Source organism: Brucella sp. H1_1004 (assembly GCF_047308065.1).
Lineage (GTDB): Bacteria > Pseudomonadota > Alphaproteobacteria > Rhizobiales > Rhizobiaceae > Brucella > Brucella pseudogrignonensis_B.
Genome location: NZ_JAYKZA010000001.1, coordinates 408,083 through 426,594 on the forward strand (window position 1 = coordinate 408,083; position 18,512 = coordinate 426,594).

The window sequence follows — 18,512 nt, forward strand, 5'->3', positions numbered from 1 at the left end:
CAGAATGCTTGATGCCTGAAAACATGTCATGTGCCAAGTTGCAGCTTTCAATCACATATATAAAAGCAACGGCTATCACCAATCTCTGCCATCCTGCACCGCAATTTACCACAACCAACGCTGAAATTTTGCCTCAGCGCTATTTGGTATCGAAGCTTTCGCTTCTAAACTTGATAGCGAGCGAGACTGCAATTTCCATCAAGGTGCAGACAATGATGCGCGTTGGATTCTCAAAATTGTTAATGCCAGTGCACCGGCAATTGTCAATGCGTTTCAGGTCGCCCTTCTACAGCACCTTCTCAACGTCAATCCAAAACTCGCTGTCCCGTGCCTGAAAGGAAATGTTGCTAGGAATTTGATTGGGATTTGCGCTATGCTGATCGCGCACGAACGCGCCTTCAATTCATCAAAGATAATAACAAAACGGCATATAGACCTCACTGCCAACGAAATACTTGGGGCTGGCGAGGCCGCCTATCTGGATGTCTGGACAGATCTCTTTCCAGATGCCGCGGGCCTCATCGGCATTCCTCCGGAAACTTTTATGCAGAACGGTCGCAATCCAGCTCAGATCATTGGTGGGCGTTCGAAGTGCAGGATGTCCTTCCGGATATCGTAACCATGGGCAAACGAATAGGGAATGGTCATCCAATGTCCGCTGTTGTGACAACCCGCGAGATCGCTGATAGCTTTGATAATGGTATGGAGTATTTCAACACATTTGGTGGAAACCCTGTCTCGTGTGCAGCCGGATTGACTGTACTTAATGTCATTGAGCGCGACGGTTTACGCGCCAATGCTTTGGACGTCGGCAACTATCTGCTTGATGGTTTCCGTGCAATGCAACAACGTTTTGATATCACAGGTGATATACGCGGTAGAGGCTTATTCATTGGAATAGAACTTGTAACGGATCGCAAAACCAAAGCGCCAGCAACAGATTTAGCACGCCCGATCAATAACGAGGCGCGGCAGCGCGGCATTTTGATGGGAACTGAAGGACCAATGACAATGTTCTAAAAATGCGTCCTTCTATGGTCTTTAATCGAGCCAATGCCGATTATCTATTGAATGATAGCATCGAAGCAGCTTTAAGATAGAGGTCCTAGGAAATCATTCTGAATCCTTCTATGCGTCGAATTTATACAATGAGCGCGATGCACGGTGATCCAATTTCATAAAGCCTTCGTAAGAGGCTTTATGAATACAAATGTTTCCTTTGGCTTGAAGACATGGCAAAAGAAGATAGGGCGTGATTTGCAGCGTCGGTCTTCGCCACATCTGAGCATACGGGATTCAATTAAGATGAATGAACGGACTGCTTCTGAAAATCAGCCTTCACTGGAGGAATTGATGCTGGCGGTCAGTTCGCGGCGTGACGTGGACGCATTCGAGGTGATTTTCAAGCATTTTGCCCCTCGGATAAAAGCCTATATGGCTAAACTGTCTGCGGATACGCAAACAGCGGAAGAGTTAATGCAAGAGACTATGATTACGGTCTGGAACAAAGCAGATCAGTTTGATTTCTCCAAAGGCGCGTTATCGACCTGGATTTTCACAATCGCACGCAACCAGCGCATAGATGCGGTGCGGCGAGAACGACGCCCTGAATTCGACCCAACCGACCCCGCTTTTGTTCCCGACGAGGAACAACCTGCCGACATGAAACTATCTAAGCAACAATCTGCCAGCCAATTACGTGCGGCCATGGCAGCATTACCGACAGAACAATGCGCCTTGCTTGAACTCGCCTATTTTGAGGAAAGCTCGCATAGCGCTATCGCCAAAAAGCTGAACCTGCCACTCGGCACAGTTAAATCCCGCTTACGATTGGCGTTCAGCAAATTGCGTGCAGCACTCGAGAATTCAGGAGGGCACTGATGAATATCAATCATCATCTCAGTGACGAACTCCTTGCAAGCTATGCCACTGGTTCATTGGCAGAAGGCTGGAGCATTGCTGTTGCAACGCATCTTGCACTTTGCCCCGCTTGTCGTTCAAGACTCAAGCAGTTTGAACAGATCGGCGGAGAACTCCTCGAAACAGTGCAACCGGCGAAATTCGAAGCGAGTTCATGGGAAGGTTTCAAAACCAAGCTGGCCAATACCCCAACATCGCATAGACATTCATCATCGCTCAGTCAAACGACCATACCAAAGGTCATACCAGAGCCATTACGCTCCTATGTCGGCGGCGACTTAGCCGAACTGAAATGGAAATCGCTTGGTCGAGGCGCCTATCAGGTGCCTATCAAAACACGCGATAGCGAAACACAGGTTCGATTGTTGCGCATTCCAGCGGGCAAGCCCGTACCAGAACATGGTCATGGTGGTCGAGAACTAACACTCGTGCTTAGTGGAAGTTTTAACGATGGAACCGGACTTTTTGCGCGTGGCGACATTGAAGAAGCAGATGCCGATCTCGTGCACCAGCCGATTGCTTCGCCTGATGGTGACTGTATCTGCCTTGCTGTCACTGACGCACCGCTGAAATTCCAGGGCTGGCTCATGCGCCTAGTTCAGCCATTGGTTGGAATTTAAAGAGAAAGGCGGCAATTATGCCGCCTTTTTTAGTTAATTCAGTACAACAATTGCCGCGTTCAAAGCTGTCGCAAGAGACAGCCATACGAGATATGGGACAAAGAGCAGCGCCGAGATGCGATCTGGTTGCCATGCGCGAATAATAAACAAAGATACGCAGAGCCACACTCCGATGATGACGGCGAGGCCGAGCACTGTCATATGAAGACCAAAGAAAATAGGCGTCCAGATGAAGTTCAAGAGCATTTGCCCAAACCACGGCCCGCGCCGCCGCCACCCGCTATCATTGATCCAGGTGCGCCAGCCCACGATAGCAATGAAGATGTAGAGTATCGTCCAGATCGGGCCAAATGCAGCATTAGGTGGAGTAAACCAAGGTTTCTGAAGCGATGCATACCATTCACCCGGCGGAAAGCCGATACCGATGGCCATTCCGAGGACAATAATCACAAAAACAAAAACCGCGAGAAGACCCAATTTTTGCATATATTTGCTCCAGCCTACCCACTGATCCTAGACGTAACCCAATAGCCAATATAGGCTGATGAGGCCGAGAGAACAGTACCCCAGATCATGTCCGCTATAGTAAGCGTCCAAGACCAGTTTTTTAATGTAGCCTGATTGGTCAAATCATAGGTAGCGTAAGCAATAAATCCCAAAAGCGCACCATTAAGAAGTGTTAACGTACCACTACCCGCTAAGAGCCCCGGCTTCACTGCAAAGAAAACCAGACCAAATACAAAAATTACATAGAAAACGATTGCTGGAGCCAGTCGGAATCCCGACAACATCATATCCCCCATAACAGGTCGATAGATCACATTCGCCATATTCGACAACCAGACAGAATCGATTGCGAGAAAAGCAACCGCAGTGGCAACATAAGCTATGAGATAGTCTTTCATTGCAAACCAACCTTCCTAATTAATACGTGTCCAACCTACACTCCGACATAGAAGGCCAGCCAAAACACAGCCGTTGGACGTCATAGTGTCGCCGTCAACTTTCACGTTGATTTTGTAGGTGAGCTTGCGTTGGGGATCGAAAGCAGTTCCTGAATATTGCCCGCTTGTACTTTGCTTAATGCTCATGACAAGCACATCACCAGTTTTCTCTTTTGGTGTTCCGGGCTTGATCCAGGTATTGGTGGCGCATATGTCTTGACCGCATCCAGCAATTTTTACCTTGGCTTTGCCATCCCCACGCGCCCAGTTGCCATTGATCTCACCCGCCTGCGCCGCAAATGGGAATATTACTGTCAGTACGCTGATCACTTGTATCCATTTCATCGGTGCGTCCTCAGTTATCAAACGAGACTTTAAGCGTGCTCGATGGTGTAAAGACCGACATTGATCGCGCCTTCTTCAAAGCCACCTTCGCAATAACAAAGATAATACTCCCAAAGCCTTCTGAACCTGTCGTCAAAACCAAGCTTTTCGATTTCAGGCCAGTTCGCGACAAAACGCTCACGCCATTCGGCAAGGGTCCGCGCATAAGAATGACCGAAATGTTCGACCTCCTTCACAACAAGTCCAGCCTTCATCAAATCGCGTTCAAGAACCTTGTCTGAAGGCAGAAACCCACCAGGAAAGATGAATTTTTGAATGAAATCAGCCTTGCGGCGATAATTCTCATAGCGCGAATCTTCAATTGAAATGATCTGTAAAACAGCCCGGCCGTCTGGCTTCAAACAGCGTTTCATGGTCGCGAAATATTCAGGCCAATAAGCTTCACCGACTGCCTCAAACATTTCTATAGAGACAATCCGGTCAAACTGCCCTTCCAAGTCACGATAATCCTGCAGGCGAAGATCAATATCTTTTTCCTGTCCTGCTTCGATTATTGATTGATTTGCCCACGCCAACTGTGACGGCGATAAAGTGATGCCTGTTACATATGCGCCGTCATGCTTTGCCAGAAAGCGGGCTAATGCACCCCAGCCACAACCGATCTCAAGAACTTTTTCGCCACCCTCGAGCGCCAGTTTTTCTGCTATGCACTGCAACTTATATTCCTGAGCACTCTCAAGGTTATGCGTCGTCTCATTCCATATCGCCGACGAGTAAAGCATCGACGGATCAAGCCAGCGGCGATAAAAATCATTGCCGAGGTCGTAATGTGCTTCAATGTTGCGACGGCTACCCCGGCGCGTATTCGCATTGAATAGATGGCCAATACGGTTCAGCGCCCGCATCCAGACCGAACCACGCAAACTGGATAAGAGTGTATCGCGATTGCGCACTGCAAAGCGGACAACTGAGGTTAGATCGGCCGATGTCCATTCACCTGCGATATAAGCTTGCGCGAAGCCGATATCGCCGCCCATCAGAAGCCGACGCAAACAACGCCAACTTTTAATTATTATTTGGGCTTCAGGCCCAGCTAAACTGCCTTGGCCATAAATTACTTTTCCAGATGGAAGAACCAGTGTCAGTCGTCCATGCTGGACTTGATTAAGCAAGCGACGCAAAAGACGCGCAGAGGGGCTCCATCCAGAAAATCCGCGTGCAATCACTGTCGGCAGCGGCGAGATCTCATCAATATGGCTCATACGGCCTCACTCCTTTGCCCGGATTGCCCTTGGCGGATATGCGTTATCGGTTCGTGTGGTGGTTGTGGACGTTTGCGCAGACCGATACCCTTCAACCAGATCTTCAGCGCTTCCCAGTGAATGCCGCCGACCACTTTCAGGGTCAGAAACGGAATTGAAAAGAACGCGCGCAGCAAGGCAGCATCAGTCAATTCAATCCGCCGCGCCAGATGACGGGCAGTCATAACCAGTCCTTCATCGTCAAAACTGTTGATGCGGATGGATAGCTTATCTTTGGGCGGAGAAACTTCAAACTCGTACCGCAGTTTCATATCCATGAAAGGCGAGACATAAAATGCCTTGTCGCAGCTTTGTACGATGCGTCCGTTTGAATCATTTTCGACCGGAATCAAGTAACCGTGGCGCTGGCGGAAGGTGTTATCAACTTCCCAAAGGATAGCCACGAGGTCGCCACCTCGATTATAGCAGAAGAAAACACTCAGCGGATTGAAAGCCCAGCCCAAAATGCGCGGCATGGTGAGCAAGCGGACCGCTCCACCATCTGGCATCACTCCGGCTGCATCCATCGCACGCTCGACCTGTTCGCGCAACGGAGCAGACGATCCATCACCTCTATCTTGTCTATAGAAAGAAAAGAGGTTGAAACGGTCGAGCGAGAACAGCTTCAGCTTACCATCAAGCGCTTCCAACTCGTCGAGATCGAGCAGGAGTGAGTAGATTTTATAAGCCAGCTTGTGACCCTTAGGCCGCAAACGCGTATGAGTCACATGGCCAGGGAAAAGCGCTGACTGGAAATTTTCGGTCATGCCAGCGCCCTCTCTCTGATTGGCAATGGCTGGCGAACAATGCGCGCGCTTTCCTGCTCAACCAGCCAAGGACGACGCAGACCACCGAGATCTTCCGCCACTGCCAGACCTGCCTGAAGCCCGTCCTCATGAAAACCGGAGCCAAAATGCGCGCCACAGAACCATGTCCGGCGCTGTCCCTGCAATGACCAGATTTCTTTCTGCGCACGATCCGTTGCCATGTCGAAAATCGGATGCTCATAAATCTCGCGACGGATCACCAGTTCCTCACGCGGCGCGCGGCACGGATTGAGTGTAACAAAAGTTTCAGGCGCTTGGCCGAGCGGTTGCAAACGGTTCATCCAATAAGTGATAGATGGCTGTGCCGGACCAGTGGCTGCATTGGTCAAATAATTCCAGCTCGACCATGCCGCACGACGTTTAGGCATCAGCGTTACGTCGCTGTGCAACACCGCTTCATTGCGTGAATATTGAAATGCGCCAAGAATACGGCTTTCATCCGCGCTCGGATCGGCCAGCATCCGCAAAGCCTGATCGGCATGAGTGGCGATCACGACATCGTCGAAGACATGGGAAACTCCGCTTCCGTCAATCAACTCGACAAAGTTTTCAGAGCGTCGAACAGATTGGATCGGTGTCGAAAGCCTGATCCGGTCTGCATAGGGTTTGGTGATACGCTTTACATATTCCCGACTGCCGCCGGATACCGTACGCCAGATAGGCCTGTCACGAAGAGCCAGAAGTCCGTGGTTACAACAAAAGCGAACGAAGCTTGCTGCCGGATAGCGCCCCACTTCCATGGCAGGGGTAGACCAGATCGCCGCCGCCATTGGGTACAGGTGATCTTCACGGAAAGCCCGACCATAAGCATTGCGCGCAAGATAATCATCAAGCGAAATATCGCCCATGACGGCGAGGTCTTTTGGCGCGTTGCGATAAAAGCGCAGCAGATCACGGATCATCGACCAGAAGCGCGGACTCACCAAGTTAGAGCGCTGCGCAAAAAGTCCGAAGCCCGTACCGCCTGAATATTCATAGGCTCCGTTTCCGATTGAAACGGCAAACGACATATTGGACGCTGCGGTTGGAACTTCCAGTGTACGAAACAATGCAGTTAAATTGGGATATGTCACTTCATTGTAGACGATGAAACCCGTATCGACGGCTACCGGACCGAGGCTGCTCTCAAACTCGACAGTATTGCTATGGCCGCCGATACGATCTGACGATTCAAACAAAGTGACATCATGCCGTTGCGAAAGCAGCCATGCAGCGGATAATCCGGATATCCCACTGCCGATAATCGCGATCCTGAGACGTTTAGAGCTGCCCGAATGGTTCGTGATATCCATAGTCCCTCTCTTCAACGCAGGCTTTGGCCACATGAACGGGCCGCCTCCGTGCTGCATTTTTATCGTCTTACGTTTTGAGAATGAATTTGGTTCAATCGGCTACCAAACTTTTTTCATTTTTTTACGCCGCTTACGAAACCAAATAGCAGGACAGAACGTATTGCATGATGTAAATGCCATTTCGAATAAAGGTCAGCCATGCAAATTGGTCTGCTTATACTCGTTGCTATCAGCCTGTCTGCAATCATGACACTTGCCTGGGTGATCGAACGAAAGACCGGTAAAAGTGGTTGGATCGATGCGATCTGGTCTTTTTCGGTCGGCATCGGCTCACTCTTAGCCGTTGTGCTTGCAAACGCGACATTGCAACGGCGTTGGGCGATCCTGATAATCATACTAATATGGTCGATACGCCTTGGTTGGCATATTGTTCAACGAAGCCTAAGCCATGGTGAAGACCCACGCTATGCTAAGCTGATCAAAGAATGGGGAACTAATGCTTCCTCACGCCTCTTCTGGTTTTTGCAGATACAGGCACTCGCAGCTTTCGTTCTGGTTCTCTCAGTCTATCTCGCTGCCACTAGCCGTCCCGATTTTCCATATTTCTGGGATGTCATCGCTATCGCAATAATATCGATAGCATTGCTTGGCGAAGCACTGGCTGATGCGCAGCTCGCAAGGTTCCGAAAAACTCCAGAAGCCAAAACTGAAATTTGCGAAACTGGACTTTGGGCCTATTCCCGGCACCCAAACTATTTCTTTGAATGGTTATTTTGGTGTGCTTGGCCGATGCTGGCAATCACAACGTCACCTTGGAGTTGGCTATCGTTTCTCGCACCTATCCAAATGTATTGGTTACTGGTTCATGTCTCAGGAATTCCGCCCTTAGAAGAACACATGCTAAAATCTCGCGGTGAGAAATTCCGATCCTTACAAAAAAGGGTAAATGCGTTCTTTCCCGGCCCCAGAAAATCACCAAGTTAAATCATCGGCTGAATTATCTTACTATTTAAGTTTCTCACTTTTATTGCTTTTATATATCGAAATTAAAAGCATTTGTATGTTTAACTGGAAATCACGTGCTAAGTGATGAATCTTATGATTTTCTGCGGGAACCGAAAAATGCAAAGAATTACGATAACCGTTGATGATGATCTGATGCACGACCTTGATGCGTTGATTGCTCGCAAGGGCTATGCGAACCGCTCAGAAGCGGTCCGCGATCTTGTCCGGTCAAGTATTGGTGAAGCGGAAATTGCATCCGATGAAGCCAAAAATTGCGTCGGCGTATTGAGCTATGTCTATCAGCACGATGCACGTGATCTGGCTAAGAAGCTCACGGCTTCGCATCATGACCATCATCATATGTCGGTAGCGTCACTTCACGTTCACATGAACGAAGAGCTTTGCCTCGAAGTCAGCCTCCTCCGCGGGGAGGTCAAAGATGTAAAGCAGTTCGCAAATTCAATTATTTCACAACGCGCCGTTGTTTATGGGGATGTCTCTATCATTCCACATGAACCGCATGAGCCGCATGACCATTAAGCAATACAAATAGATTTAGCTGCATAATTTCGATTTATGTCACAAAACATCACATTGAAATCATTGCTTTAATATAGCTTATCAGCGTATGCCTAAAGTGATTTGATACCTCATTTCGAAATAGTGGACAATTATGGACCTGACCGTTCTCATATTCTTGCTTGTATATCTTGCGATGGGTTGCGGTACTTTACCAGGTTTCAAGGTTGATCGGACGGGCGCAGCCATCATTGGTTCGCTCGCGATGCTCGTAGCAGGCAGTATCACGGCTCAAGCTGCATGGAACGCGATTGATTACAAAACCTTGGGTATGCTGTTTGGCCTGATGGTCGTATCAGCCGGTTTCTCTGTTTCGGGTTTTTATGGCTGGGTTGCAAAGCGCGTAACAGAACTGCCGTTGTCGCCACCATTATTGGTCGGCGTTATGATTGTGATGGGCGCCTCGTTCTCAGCTTTTTTGACAAAAGACGTGGTAGCCGTGGCTATGACGCCGTTGCTTGTTTCAGTGAGTCTGGCGCGCGGGCTTAACCCTGTACCGTTTCTTCTGGCTTTCTGCTTTGCCGTTAATACGGGTTCAACAGCCACATTGATCGGTAGCCCGCAGAATATGATCACCGCTCAACAATTGGGGCTATCCTTTAATGGGTTCCTGAAAATTGCCGCTATTCCTGCTCTGCTTTCGCTGCCAATTGTTTGGAGCGTTATCGTTTTTGCTTATCGGGGTCGTTGGGAGCTTAAGAAGCCTTCGACCAAAGGCGTTGATGTCTCGCAGGCGAGTGAAATCGATGTTCTTGAAACAATAAAAACCGGGCTCGTAGCAATTGTTGTCATCGGATTCTTTGTTTTCAGCGATTTGCCGCGCGAGCTAATTGCTATGGCGGGTGCCGGGATCTTGCTTGTCAGCCGCAAGATTTCATCAAAAGACATGCTTAAGCAGGTTGATGGCGACTTGCTGCTTTTGATCATGGGACTTTTCATTGTGAACGCAGCGATAGCTGGTACGGGTATTCCACAGGACTTGCTCCACCATTTACGCGCAGCCGGCCTAGATTTGAATGATCCGCTTTCCTTGCTTTTCGTTGGTGGTGTCCTGAGCAATCTGGTCGGAAATAATCCAGCCGTCATGCTGCTAGTGCCTTATCTTCACTCGGGCCCAGATGCTGATGCGCTGGGCGCTGCCTTGGCTTTGGGGACAGGTTTTTCAAGCAACATGATTGTCTTTGGCAGCTTGGCCGGAATCATTGTCGTTGAACAGGCTGGCGCGCGTGGGATTAAAATAACATTTATGGAGTTTGCCAGAACGGGAACAGTTGTGATGTTCTTGTGTATGGTCGTTGCCGCCGCCTGGATTTTTGTTCTAACCAAATTCTAGTTGATATGATTTAATCTCAAAATCTATAAAACTTTAATTTTGATTAATAGATGGATCAATACTGTGAATTTCTGTCCATGTAATAATCATCATCTCACAGATTTAATTATTCATTTGTAAAATAAGTATTGCTCCCACACCGCCTGATTGCTAGCTTAATTGTGGTTGTTTAATCGGGGGGTCGATCTACCTGTGCTGTTGCACCGCGTCTCCCCATCGTCTTTGTACGGAGGTTACGTATGCATTTCACGCCGCGAGAGATTGACAAGCTCATGATTCATACGCTGGCGATTGTCGCGCAGCGTCGTAAAGATCAGGGTTTGAAGCTTAATCATCCTGAAACCGTATCTTTGATTGCTGCCGCTGCCCTTGAAGGCGCGCGCGCTGGAAAAACACTTGAAGAAGTCATGGAACTGGCCCGTAAGACCATCACGAAAGATGATGTGATGGAAGGTGTCGTCGAAATGATTCCTTATGTGCAGGTTGAGGCTGTTTTCACAGATGGTAGCCGGCTTGTAACTGTTCACGATCCAATTCAATAATTTCCACGGGAGGCTTAGTTATGGCTGCAGATAAGGCAAAGACTCCTGTTGGAGGACTGGTTCTCGGCAAAGGTGATATTGAGATCAATGCCGGTTATCCGACCACAACACTGAAGGTTCGCAACACGGGTGACCGCCCTATTCAGGTGGGTTCCCATTATCATTTCTTTGAAGTGAATTCGGATCTCGAATTTGACCGCGAACAGGCATTCGGCAAGCGTCTGAATATTCCTGCCACAACCGCTTTGCGTTTTGAGCCCGGCGACGAAAAGCAAGTCGTTCTCGTTCCTTATCAGGGCAAGCAGCGCGTTATCGGCTTCAACGGTCTGGTGAATGGTTGGGTTGGCGAAGAAAGCTACAACGAATCCCGCCCACGTCTGACGGATGCAATGGAGCGTGTTGAGCGCTACGGCTTTAAAAACAAGTCGTAATTGCCCGCCCCAACATCAGCGAACAGGATAGTGAAATGGCTAAAATCTCAAGGCAGCAATATTCGGATCTATACGGCCCGACCACCGGCGATAAAATCCGTCTGGGTGACACTGATCTTTACATCGAGATTGAAAAAGACCTTCGTATCTATGGCGAAGAAGCGGTTTACGGCGGCGGCAAGACGCTGCGTGACGGCATGGGCTATGACAACGAACTTACGAGCGCTGCTGGCGCGCCTGATCTCGTTATCACCAATGTCACCATTGTTGACGCTGTTCAGGGCGTTATCAAGGCAGATGTCGGTATTAAAAACGGCCTGATTTACGGCATTGGTAAAGCGGGCAACCCGTCCACCATGTCCGGCGTTACACTTCCGCTCGGTCCGGGAACGGATGCGATCTCCGGTGAGCATTTGATCCTGACAGCAGGTGGTATTGATGCTCACGTGCATTTCATTTCACCACAGCAGGCAGAAGCAGCACTCAGCAATGGTGTGACGACGCTTTTTGGCGGCGGCATCGGCCCGACAGACGGCACCAACGGAACGACGATTACGCCAGGCACATGGAACATCGAAATGATGTTGCGCTCGTTTGATAGCTGGCCTGTCAATGCGGGTGTTCTGGGCAAGGGCAACTCCTCGTCGGTTGTGACAATCGAAGAACAGATCCGCGCTGGCGCCATGGGCCTTAAAATCCATGAAGACTGGGGCAGCACACCGGAAGCAATTCGTACATCGCTGAAGGTCGCCGATGCGTTTGACGTACAGGTCTGTATCCACACCGATACACTGAACGAAGCTGGCTTTGTTGAAAATACAATCGCCGCTTTTGAAGGTCGCACCATCCACACCTATCATACCGAAGGTGCTGGCGGCGGTCACGCGCCGGATATTATTCGCGTTGCAGGTCAGCCGAACGTTATCCCGAGCTCGACCAACCCAACGCTACCCTATGGCATCAATTCACAGGCCGAATTGTTTGACATGACGATGATCTGTCACAATCTCAGCCCGAAGATTCCAACTGACGTTGCTTTTGCTGAAAGCCGCGTGCGCCCGGAAACCATTGCGGCTGAAAACGTGCTGCATGACATTGGCGCGATTTCCATCCTGTCGAGCGATAGTCAGGCGATGGGTCGTGTCGGTGAAAACTGGATGCGTACCATTCAGACTGCACATCTGATGAAGACACGCTTCGGCGCTTATGACGGCGACAAGTCCGGCAACGACAACCAGCGCGTGCTGCGTTTCGTCTCCAAAGTGACCATCAATCCAGCAATTGCACAGGGTGTGTCCCATGTGGTTGGCTCGATTGAAATTGGCAAGATGGCCGATTTGGTGCTCTGGGAGCCAGCATTCTTTGGTGCCAAGCCGAAAATGGTCATCAAGGGTGGCATGATTTCATGGGCGCTGATGGGTGATCCGAATGCATCATTGCCAACGCCACAGCCGGTTATCTATCGTCCGATGTACGGCATGTATGGCTCGGCCTTGCCTAAGACCCGCGTGACATTCACTTCCGCTGCTGGCTTTGAGCACGGCATTGTGGATCAGTATGAGCTGAAATCACAGGTTGTACCAGTTTATAACACGCGCGCGATCAGCAAGGGTTCAATGGTGCGTAACAATGCGTTGCCGACCATTGAAGTGAACCCGGAAACCTTTGCGGTTACGGTGGATGGAAAGCACGCCACTGTTGAGCCGGCGACGAGTGTTCCTCTGACACAGCTTCATTTCTTTAGCTGATGTGAAGTTTCGGGAGGGAACATATCCCTCCCGCTTTCAATCATAAAATGCAATGCCCGAAAGTGTAGGCTTTTGCGGCACTTATCAGTGACCGATACGAAGCGATAAGCTTCCGGAGGAACTATGATTCTCGTTGAGAAAACACTCGGTAACATCAAGGATTCCGTGTGGCATGATCGTTCGCATCATGCGCAGGTTGATTATCTTGCTCTTGAGCAATGGGAAGCGCCAAAAAGTCGTTTGCGTAAGGCCAGTGAAGGTGGCGTTGAGCTTGCCATTTCTCTGCCGCGCTCGGAACATCTGCATGATGGCGATGTGCTCCATTACGATGAAGCTGCGAACATCATCGTTGTAGCACGCATTGCGCTGAAAGAAGTGATGGTCATTGAGCTTGAAGGGCTTGAAGAACTCGCACCGCAGGAAATCCTGCGTATTTGCTTTGAACTTGGTCACGGTCTGGGAAATCAGCATTGGCCTGCAGTGATCAAAGGCACAACAGTTTATGTGCCGCTTTCTGTCGATCAGAAAGTCATGGCCTCTGTCATGCGCACCCACGCATTTGATCGCGTAAAGATGCATTTTGCACCGGGCGAAGAAATTGCAGCGAAACTTGACGCCAAGGAAGTGCGGATGCTTTTTGCGGGTGCCGACGCGACCCCGCATCATCATCACGACATGCACAAACATTCTCATTCCCATAGCCATTCCCACGATCACCATCATGATCATGGCGACCACTCGCATTCCCATGACCACAGCCATGAGCATAGTCATGATCATTCGCATGACCATCATCACGGCCACAATCACAGGTAATCCATGTCAGGCATAAAGAACGAAGAACCGCGTCCAATGCAGGATATGGTTCTTCTGGCAAAATTGCTGCAATTCTCGGATTCAACACTGCCTGTTGGTGCGTTTGCATTCTCAAACGGGCTTGAATCCGCCCTGCAGACCGAGGTTGTAACAAACCCGGAAAGCCTGCATCAGTTTGTCAATCTGGTGGTCCGCCAAGCCGCTCATATGGACGGCATCGCGTTTCTTCATGCCCATCGCGCCATTCTGGCGGGCGACTATGAAGCTGTGCTCGCCGCTGATCATGAAGTCTGGGACCGTCGCGTGGGTGAAGAGCAACAGCTTATGCTGGCCCGAATGGGCAAGAAATTCGCTGAATTGTCTCTCAAGATCAGCGATTTCCCGCCGCTCGAGCGCTGGTTGAAAGACATCAAATCCGGCGCAACGCCGGGCTGCTTCCCAATTGGTCAGGCATTGGCTTTGGCACATATGGGGGCCGATGAACGGCAAGCTTTTGTTGTTCACCAATATGGTGTTGCATCGATGATCCTGAGTGCAGCAGTGCGCCTTATGCGCATCGATCATCTGGATACGCAGCGCATATTGTTCGCCGCTCAAGCCCGGGTTGAGCAAGACTATGAGGATGTGCACAGATTGGGGTTAGATGAAATGTCCAGTTTCGCGCCTGTCTTCGACGTTCTCGTTGCGCATCATACAAAAACGCACGTCCGTCTATTTATGAACTGATTACGTTTCGAAATAGGAATAAGCCATGAAGAAAATTACACGTATTGGTATCGGTGGACCTGTTGGTTCGGGCAAGACGGCGGTTATTGAAACAATCACGCCGCGGCTGATTGAAATGGGCATCAAGCCGCTCATCATTACCAACGACGTTGTGACGACAGAAGATGCGAAGCAAGTTCGTCGCACACTTAACGGTATCCTGATTGAAGAAAAGATTGTCGGGGTTGAAACCGGCGCTTGCCCGCATACGGCTGTTCGCGAAGATCCGTCTATGAACATCGCAGCGGTTGAAGAGCTGGAAGAAAAATATCCGGACAGCGATGTTATTCTGATTGAATCGGGCGGCGATAATCTCACGCTCACATTCAGCCCGGCTCTCGCTGATTTCTATATTTACGTGATCGACGTGGCTGCTGGCGACAAGATTCCACGCAAGAACGGCGCTGGTGTTTGCCAGTCCGATATTCTGGTTATCAACAAAAAGGATCTCGCACCTTATGTTGGCGCGAGCCTTGAAGTGATGGACCGCGATTCCAAGCTGATGCGTGGAAAAAAGCCATTTGTTTTCACCAATTGCAAAACGGGTGAAGGCATTGACGATCTGATGAAGCTCATTCTCGACATGGCGCTGTTTGACGTTAAGCCAGTTCTCGCCACCGAAGCAGCTGGGTAAAATCATGAGCCTACACGAGCGACTAAGCCGACTTGATGCAGCACGTGAGCTGAACTCGTATCAAACCGAGCCAGCACAAATGCGTGCAGCCGGGCCGGGGAAAATCGGTGAGTTGCGTCTCGGCTTTTCCATTCGCAATGGTCGCTCGGTGCTGCATGATCTCTACCGTGTAGCACCGCTTCTGGTTCAGCAGGCGCTTTACTGGGATGAGGCGATGCCAGAACTGCCGATTTGCTCCATCATTTCGATTGGTGGCGGCATTTTGCAGGGTGATCGCTACAAGATTGATATTCATGTTGGCGAAAATGCGTGTGCTCAAGTGACATCACAGGGCGCAAACCGTGTTCACCAGATGGATGCGAATTATGCCTCGCAATATCAGACAGTAACGCTCGAAGCTGGCGCATATCTCGAATATTTGCCCGATTTCACCATACCTTATCGCAATTCGCGCTTCATCAATCAGACGGATGTTGTCATCGATGAGAGTGCAACGCTCATCTATGGTGAGATGATGATGACGGGACGCAAGCATCATCATGAAGACGAGCGCTTCGGCTTCGATTTGCTCTCCATGCTTGTCTCCGTAAAGCGGCCAAATGGTAAGCGCCTGTTTACGGACAAGGTGCTGATCGAAAAAGGCAATCCGACGATAGATTTCGCTGCTGTGATGCGCGGTTTCGATGCTTTTGCAAATATTGTTTGCGTTACACCACCTGATGTTGCCGCACGTATCAAGGAGCGTGTCGAGGTAAATTTCAGCACTGATGCGCCACGTGCCATTTCTGGCGTATCCATGCTGCCCAACAATGCGGGGCTTATGCTGCGGGCAGTTGGCATTGAAAGCTATGATGTGCGCGCCGAGGTGCGAAATTTCTGGAAAATTGTTCGTGAAGAGGCCCGTGGACGTACTCTGCCAGAAGAGTTTCTCTGGCGTTAAAAATCGAAATACGGCTTCGATTTAATTGAGAGGGGATACTGAGATGGCAGAGAAGAACGTTAGTTTTCCAATCACCTGTCTTCGAGGGGCGGGGCAGGTTTTCTTTATGGAAAACGCCTTTACCGGTGTCATGTTTTTTGCAGCAATTGCCTATGCGTCTTACGCAACGGGCATTTGGGCCACCACGATTGGCGCAGTCATTGGCTTGATCGTTGCCACACTGACAGCTCAGCTGCTTGATTGCGACAAGCCCTCCATCAATTCAGGCCTTTTCGGCTTCAACGGCATTCTTGTTGGTGTTGCTCTGCCGACCTTCATCGCCGCAACGCCACAGCTCTGGTTTTATATCATCATTGGATCAGCACTAAGCACGGTCATTACAGCGACATTTGGTGCAACGCTGACGAAAAGCTGGGGCATTCCCGGCTCAACTGGCCCATTTGTGCTGACAGGCTGGCTTATGGTTGCCGGTGCTTACTCGTTTGGCGCATTGAATGTTACGGGTGACGCGCCAAAACTCGTCTCCGACTATGTTGCGGGTACAGCGACCATCCCGGCCAATATTGAGCTCGTGCAAATCTTCTTCCGCAACATTGCGCAGGTGTTTTTGCTCGGCAATGAGGTGAGCGGCGCACTGATCCTGATTGGTATTTTTGTGGCCTCACGTCCAGCGGGTATCGCAGCAGCGCTTGGCTCACTCATCGCCATGATCATAGCCATTGGCATGCGCGCTGATCCAGCAACGGTTGTTCAGGGGCTTTATGGTTTCAGCCCGGTACTGACAGCAATTGCGGTTGGAACAGTTTTCCTGAAAACCGATGGAAAAGTCATCGTTTACGCGGTGCTCGCAACCATTACCACTGTCTTCATTCAGGGTGCCTATGATGTGATCATGGCTCCTATGGGGCTGCCGTCTTTCACAGCGCCTTATGTGCTCACACTTTATCTGTTTATCGCACCGAAGAAACTCTTCGCACCGCATCCGCACAAGCCGGTCGCCAAGCATCTCGTAAGCGATAAGTAATTTTTGAAATAAAGAACCAATGGCTCTGAATTTCAGTTCTGAAGGAAAAAGAACATGCAATCTATAAGTGCTGGCGATACAGCCTTTCTTCTGATTTGTACGGCGCTGGTCTGTATGATGACCCCAGCTTTGGCTCTGTTCTACGGTGGTCTTGTCCGTCAGCGTGATGTTCTGTCGATCATGATACAGAACTTTGTCTGCATGGGTGTGATCGGCCTCATCTGGGTTTTTGGTGGTTTCAGTCTTGCATTCGGCCCGTCCATCGGCGGTGTCATTGGCGACATCACCACCTATTTCGGCATGTATCATGTGGGTATTGAACCGAACCCGACCTATGCGGCCAATGTGCCTTTCATTCTGGTGTTCGCATATCAGATGATGTTCGCCATCATCACACCTGCGCTGATGACGGGCGCTTTTGTCGGGCGCTTCAAGTTCGGTGCTTATCTGTTCTTCATCGCTTTCTGGACCATTCTGGTTTATCTGCCAGCAGCCCATTGGATCTGGGGTGGCGGCTTCCTTGCAAAGCTCGGTGTTGTCGACTTCGCAGGTGGTATCGTCATTCACGCTTCCGCTGGTTTCTCCGCATTGGCGGCAGCAAAATATCTCGGCAAGCGCAAACTCGCAAAAGGCCAGAAGGAATCCCAGCCTGCAAGCTTGCCGCTGGTTGCAATCGGTGCAGGTCTTCTATGGTTTGGCTGGTTTGGCTTCAATGCGGGCGGCGCTTACGCAGCCGATGCACTGGCGGCTTATGCCTTCACCAACACCATGCTGGCAGGCTCCATCGCCATGCTCGTCTGGATGTTCTGGGAATGGAAAGAATCCGGACGTCCATCGTTCTCTGGTGTACTTGTTGGAGCGGTCACTGGTCTTGCAACGATCACGCCTGCTGCTGGTTATGTTGAACCAATGACGGCGCTGCTCATCGGTGCAATCGGCGCGTCCGTGTGCTTTAATGCCAAATATGTTCAGAAGTGGCTCAAGATCGACGACACGCTGGAAGTCTGGCGCGCGCATGGTGTTGGCGGCATGACCGGCGCAATCCTGATCGGTGTGACAGCCAGCTCAAACATCAATGCGGTATCGGCAAGCGCTTATCAGCTTGGCATTCAGGCAATGGCTGTGGCTATCGTGGCGGCTTATGCCTGGATTATCACGATGATCCTGCTCAAAATCCTCGATGCTTTCGGTCATCTGCGCGTGCCGGAAGAAGTACAGCTCGAAGGCCTAGATGAAGATCTCTATGGAGAAAATGCATTCAGTCTCTGGGGCATGAAAAAGCACATGGACAAGTAATTCATCCAGCCCGTTATATCAAAGCCCGCATCTGATAGCTGCGGGCTTTTCTTTCAATTTCTCATGCACTTAAGCAAAATTAAATGCGTATTTCATCAATATATTGATTGCCTCGCGAGAATACCGCAGTAAGATGTTTTTGGTAAAAGA

The 18,512-nt window shown here is 50.0% G+C and carries 21 protein-coding genes and 1 pseudogene; 16 read left to right on the top strand and 6 right to left on the bottom strand.

Going from position 1 to position 18,512, the window contains the following annotated elements; translation table 11 throughout:
• Positions 1-373: 373 nt before the first annotated feature.
• From U2P60_RS01980 to U2P60_RS01995, 4 genes and pseudogenes are all read left to right on the top strand, one after another.
• On the top strand, positions 374-619 hold the full coding sequence (locus U2P60_RS01980) for a hypothetical protein (protein ID WP_413572022.1): 246 nt from the start codon (positions 374-376) through the stop codon (positions 617-619).
• A pseudogene (locus U2P60_RS01985) lies at positions 574-1,100 on the top strand (aminotransferase class III-fold pyridoxal phosphate-dependent enzyme); the annotation flags it as partial. The gene U2P60_RS01980 and the pseudogene U2P60_RS01985, both read left to right, overlap by 46 nt.
• Positions 1,101-1,305: 205 nt before the next feature.
• Complete coding sequence (locus U2P60_RS01990; RefSeq protein WP_413571970.1) at positions 1,306-1,881, top strand: sigma-70 family RNA polymerase sigma factor; 576 nt, start codon at positions 1,306-1,308, stop codon at positions 1,879-1,881.
• Complete coding sequence (locus U2P60_RS01995) at positions 1,881-2,540, top strand: ChrR family anti-sigma-E factor (protein ID WP_413571029.1); 660 nt, start codon at positions 1,881-1,883, stop codon at positions 2,538-2,540. The genes U2P60_RS01990 and U2P60_RS01995 overlap by 1 nt, the downstream gene beginning before the upstream one ends.
• A 33-nt stretch (positions 2,541-2,573) precedes the next feature.
• Here U2P60_RS01995 and U2P60_RS02000 read toward each other — a convergent pair whose 3' ends face one another.
• The 6 genes from U2P60_RS02000 to U2P60_RS02025 are packed head-to-tail and all read right to left on the bottom strand — an operon-like array spanning position 2,574 to position 7,249.
• A complete protein-coding gene (locus U2P60_RS02000; protein ID WP_413571030.1) occupies positions 2,574-3,026 on the bottom strand; it encodes a TspO/MBR family protein in 453 nt (150 codons plus the stop codon).
• Between the two features lie 14 nt (positions 3,027-3,040).
• Entirely contained in the window at positions 3,041-3,445 is a 405-nt protein-coding gene (locus tag U2P60_RS02005; protein ID WP_413571031.1) for a DUF2177 family protein, read from the bottom strand.
• 15 nt (positions 3,446-3,460) lie between these two features.
• Positions 3,461-3,829 (bottom strand): DUF2147 domain-containing protein, encoded by a 369-nt coding sequence (locus U2P60_RS02010; RefSeq protein ID WP_413571032.1) that lies wholly within the window; start codon positions 3,827-3,829, stop codon positions 3,461-3,463.
• A gap of 29 nt (positions 3,830-3,858) precedes the next feature.
• Complete coding sequence (locus tag U2P60_RS02015; RefSeq protein ID WP_413571033.1) at positions 3,859-5,091, bottom strand: class I SAM-dependent methyltransferase; 1,233 nt, start codon at positions 5,089-5,091, stop codon at positions 3,859-3,861.
• Complete coding sequence (locus U2P60_RS02020; protein WP_413571034.1) at positions 5,088-5,897, bottom strand: DUF1365 domain-containing protein; 810 nt, start codon at positions 5,895-5,897, stop codon at positions 5,088-5,090. The genes U2P60_RS02015 and U2P60_RS02020 overlap by 4 nt, the downstream gene beginning before the upstream one ends.
• The gene (locus U2P60_RS02025) at positions 5,894-7,249 is read right to left on the bottom strand and encodes an NAD(P)/FAD-dependent oxidoreductase (RefSeq protein WP_413571035.1); all 1,356 of its coding nucleotides are present in this window, start codon (positions 7,247-7,249) and stop codon (positions 5,894-5,896) included. The genes U2P60_RS02020 and U2P60_RS02025 overlap by 4 nt, the downstream gene beginning before the upstream one ends.
• A gap of 198 nt (positions 7,250-7,447) precedes the next feature.
• Between U2P60_RS02025 and U2P60_RS02030 the strand changes: the two genes are divergently transcribed.
• The 12 genes from U2P60_RS02030 (at position 7,448) to U2P60_RS02085 (ending at position 18,362) form a co-directional block, all read left to right on the top strand.
• Positions 7,448-8,233, top strand: a complete 786-nt coding sequence (locus tag U2P60_RS02030; RefSeq protein WP_313828942.1) for a DUF1295 domain-containing protein — start codon at positions 7,448-7,450, stop codon at positions 8,231-8,233.
• A 138-nt stretch (positions 8,234-8,371) separates the two neighbouring features.
• Positions 8,372-8,794 (top strand): nickel-responsive transcriptional regulator NikR, encoded by a 423-nt coding sequence (nikR, locus tag U2P60_RS02035; protein ID WP_313828943.1) that lies wholly within the window; start codon positions 8,372-8,374, stop codon positions 8,792-8,794.
• A gap of 133 nt (positions 8,795-8,927) precedes the next feature.
• Positions 8,928-10,166 carry an SLC13 family permease gene (locus U2P60_RS02040; RefSeq protein WP_413571036.1) on the top strand — a complete coding sequence of 413 codons (1,239 nt, stop codon included), beginning with the start codon at positions 8,928-8,930 and terminating at the stop codon, positions 10,164-10,166.
• Positions 10,167-10,405: 239 nt separating this feature from the next.
• Complete coding sequence (locus U2P60_RS02045) at positions 10,406-10,708, top strand: urease subunit gamma (protein ID WP_187547608.1); 303 nt, start codon at positions 10,406-10,408, stop codon at positions 10,706-10,708.
• A gap of 20 nt (positions 10,709-10,728) precedes the next feature.
• Positions 10,729-11,139: an urease subunit beta gene (locus tag U2P60_RS02050; protein WP_313828947.1), complete on the top strand. Its 411-nt coding sequence runs from the start codon at positions 10,729-10,731 to the stop codon at positions 11,137-11,139.
• Between the two features lie 35 nt (positions 11,140-11,174).
• The gene (locus tag U2P60_RS02055; RefSeq protein WP_313828948.1) at positions 11,175-12,887 is read left to right on the top strand and encodes an urease subunit alpha; all 1,713 of its coding nucleotides are present in this window, start codon (positions 11,175-11,177) and stop codon (positions 12,885-12,887) included.
• A gap of 123 nt (positions 12,888-13,010) precedes the next feature.
• Positions 13,011-13,703, top strand: a complete 693-nt coding sequence (gene ureE, locus U2P60_RS02060; protein WP_413571037.1) for an urease accessory protein UreE — start codon at positions 13,011-13,013, stop codon at positions 13,701-13,703.
• Positions 13,704-13,706: 3 nt separating this feature from the next.
• Positions 13,707-14,429: an urease accessory protein UreF gene (locus U2P60_RS02065; protein ID WP_413571038.1), complete on the top strand. Its 723-nt coding sequence runs from the start codon at positions 13,707-13,709 to the stop codon at positions 14,427-14,429.
• A 25-nt stretch (positions 14,430-14,454) separates the two neighbouring features.
• Entirely contained in the window at positions 14,455-15,102 is a 648-nt protein-coding gene (gene ureG, locus U2P60_RS02070; RefSeq protein WP_250042530.1) for an urease accessory protein UreG, read from the top strand.
• A 4-nt stretch (positions 15,103-15,106) separates the two neighbouring features.
• Positions 15,107-16,042, top strand: coding sequence for an urease accessory protein UreD (locus tag U2P60_RS02075; RefSeq protein WP_413571039.1), 936 nt, complete (start codon positions 15,107-15,109; stop codon positions 16,040-16,042).
• Positions 16,043-16,085: 43 nt separating this feature from the next.
• On the top strand, positions 16,086-17,066 hold the full coding sequence (gene yut / locus U2P60_RS02080) for an urea transporter (protein WP_313828953.1): 981 nt from the start codon (positions 16,086-16,088) through the stop codon (positions 17,064-17,066).
• Positions 17,067-17,120: 54 nt separating this feature from the next.
• Complete coding sequence (locus U2P60_RS02085; protein WP_413571040.1) at positions 17,121-18,362, top strand: ammonium transporter; 1,242 nt, start codon at positions 17,121-17,123, stop codon at positions 18,360-18,362.
• The last annotated feature ends 150 nt before the right edge of the window (positions 18,363-18,512 follow it).

Excerpts from the sequence above, each read along its gene's own strand:
- U2P60_RS02050 (WP_313828947.1), top strand. The coding sequence starts at position 10,729 with ATGGCTGCAGATAAGGCAAAGACTCCTGTTGGAGGACTGGTTCTCGGC.
- U2P60_RS02010 (WP_413571032.1), bottom strand. The coding sequence starts at position 3,829 with ATGAAATGGATACAAGTGATCAGCGTACTGACAGTAATATTCCCATTT.
- U2P60_RS02000 (WP_413571030.1), bottom strand. The coding sequence starts at position 3,026 with ATGCAAAAATTGGGTCTTCTCGCGGTTTTTGTTTTTGTGATTATTGTC.
- U2P60_RS02045 (WP_187547608.1), top strand. The coding sequence starts at position 10,406 with ATGCATTTCACGCCGCGAGAGATTGACAAGCTCATGATTCATACGCTG.
- nikR (WP_313828943.1), top strand. The coding sequence starts at position 8,372 with ATGCAAAGAATTACGATAACCGTTGATGATGATCTGATGCACGACCTT.
- ureG (WP_250042530.1), top strand. The coding sequence starts at position 14,455 with ATGAAGAAAATTACACGTATTGGTATCGGTGGACCTGTTGGTTCGGGC.
- U2P60_RS02085 (WP_413571040.1), top strand. The coding sequence starts at position 17,121 with ATGCAATCTATAAGTGCTGGCGATACAGCCTTTCTTCTGATTTGTACG.
- U2P60_RS02025 (WP_413571035.1), bottom strand. The coding sequence starts at position 7,249 with ATGGATATCACGAACCATTCGGGCAGCTCTAAACGTCTCAGGATCGCG.
- U2P60_RS02030 (WP_313828942.1), top strand. The coding sequence starts at position 7,448 with ATGCAAATTGGTCTGCTTATACTCGTTGCTATCAGCCTGTCTGCAATC.
- U2P60_RS01995 (WP_413571029.1), top strand. The coding sequence starts at position 1,881 with ATGAATATCAATCATCATCTCAGTGACGAACTCCTTGCAAGCTATGCC.
- U2P60_RS02015 (WP_413571033.1), bottom strand. The coding sequence starts at position 5,091 with ATGAGCCATATTGATGAGATCTCGCCGCTGCCGACAGTGATTGCACGC.
- U2P60_RS02040 (WP_413571036.1), top strand. The coding sequence starts at position 8,928 with ATGGACCTGACCGTTCTCATATTCTTGCTTGTATATCTTGCGATGGGT.
- U2P60_RS01980 (WP_413572022.1), top strand. The coding sequence starts at position 374 with ATGCTGATCGCGCACGAACGCGCCTTCAATTCATCAAAGATAATAACA.
- yut (WP_313828953.1), top strand. The coding sequence starts at position 16,086 with ATGGCAGAGAAGAACGTTAGTTTTCCAATCACCTGTCTTCGAGGGGCG.
- U2P60_RS02055 (WP_313828948.1), top strand. The coding sequence starts at position 11,175 with ATGGCTAAAATCTCAAGGCAGCAATATTCGGATCTATACGGCCCGACC.
- U2P60_RS02075 (WP_413571039.1), top strand. The coding sequence starts at position 15,107 with ATGAGCCTACACGAGCGACTAAGCCGACTTGATGCAGCACGTGAGCTG.
- ureE (WP_413571037.1), top strand. The coding sequence starts at position 13,011 with ATGATTCTCGTTGAGAAAACACTCGGTAACATCAAGGATTCCGTGTGG.
- U2P60_RS02020 (WP_413571034.1), bottom strand. The coding sequence starts at position 5,897 with ATGACCGAAAATTTCCAGTCAGCGCTTTTCCCTGGCCATGTGACTCAT.
- U2P60_RS01990 (WP_413571970.1), top strand. The coding sequence starts at position 1,306 with ATGAATGAACGGACTGCTTCTGAAAATCAGCCTTCACTGGAGGAATTG.
- U2P60_RS02005 (WP_413571031.1), bottom strand. The coding sequence starts at position 3,445 with ATGAAAGACTATCTCATAGCTTATGTTGCCACTGCGGTTGCTTTTCTC.
- U2P60_RS02065 (WP_413571038.1), top strand. The coding sequence starts at position 13,707 with ATGTCAGGCATAAAGAACGAAGAACCGCGTCCAATGCAGGATATGGTT.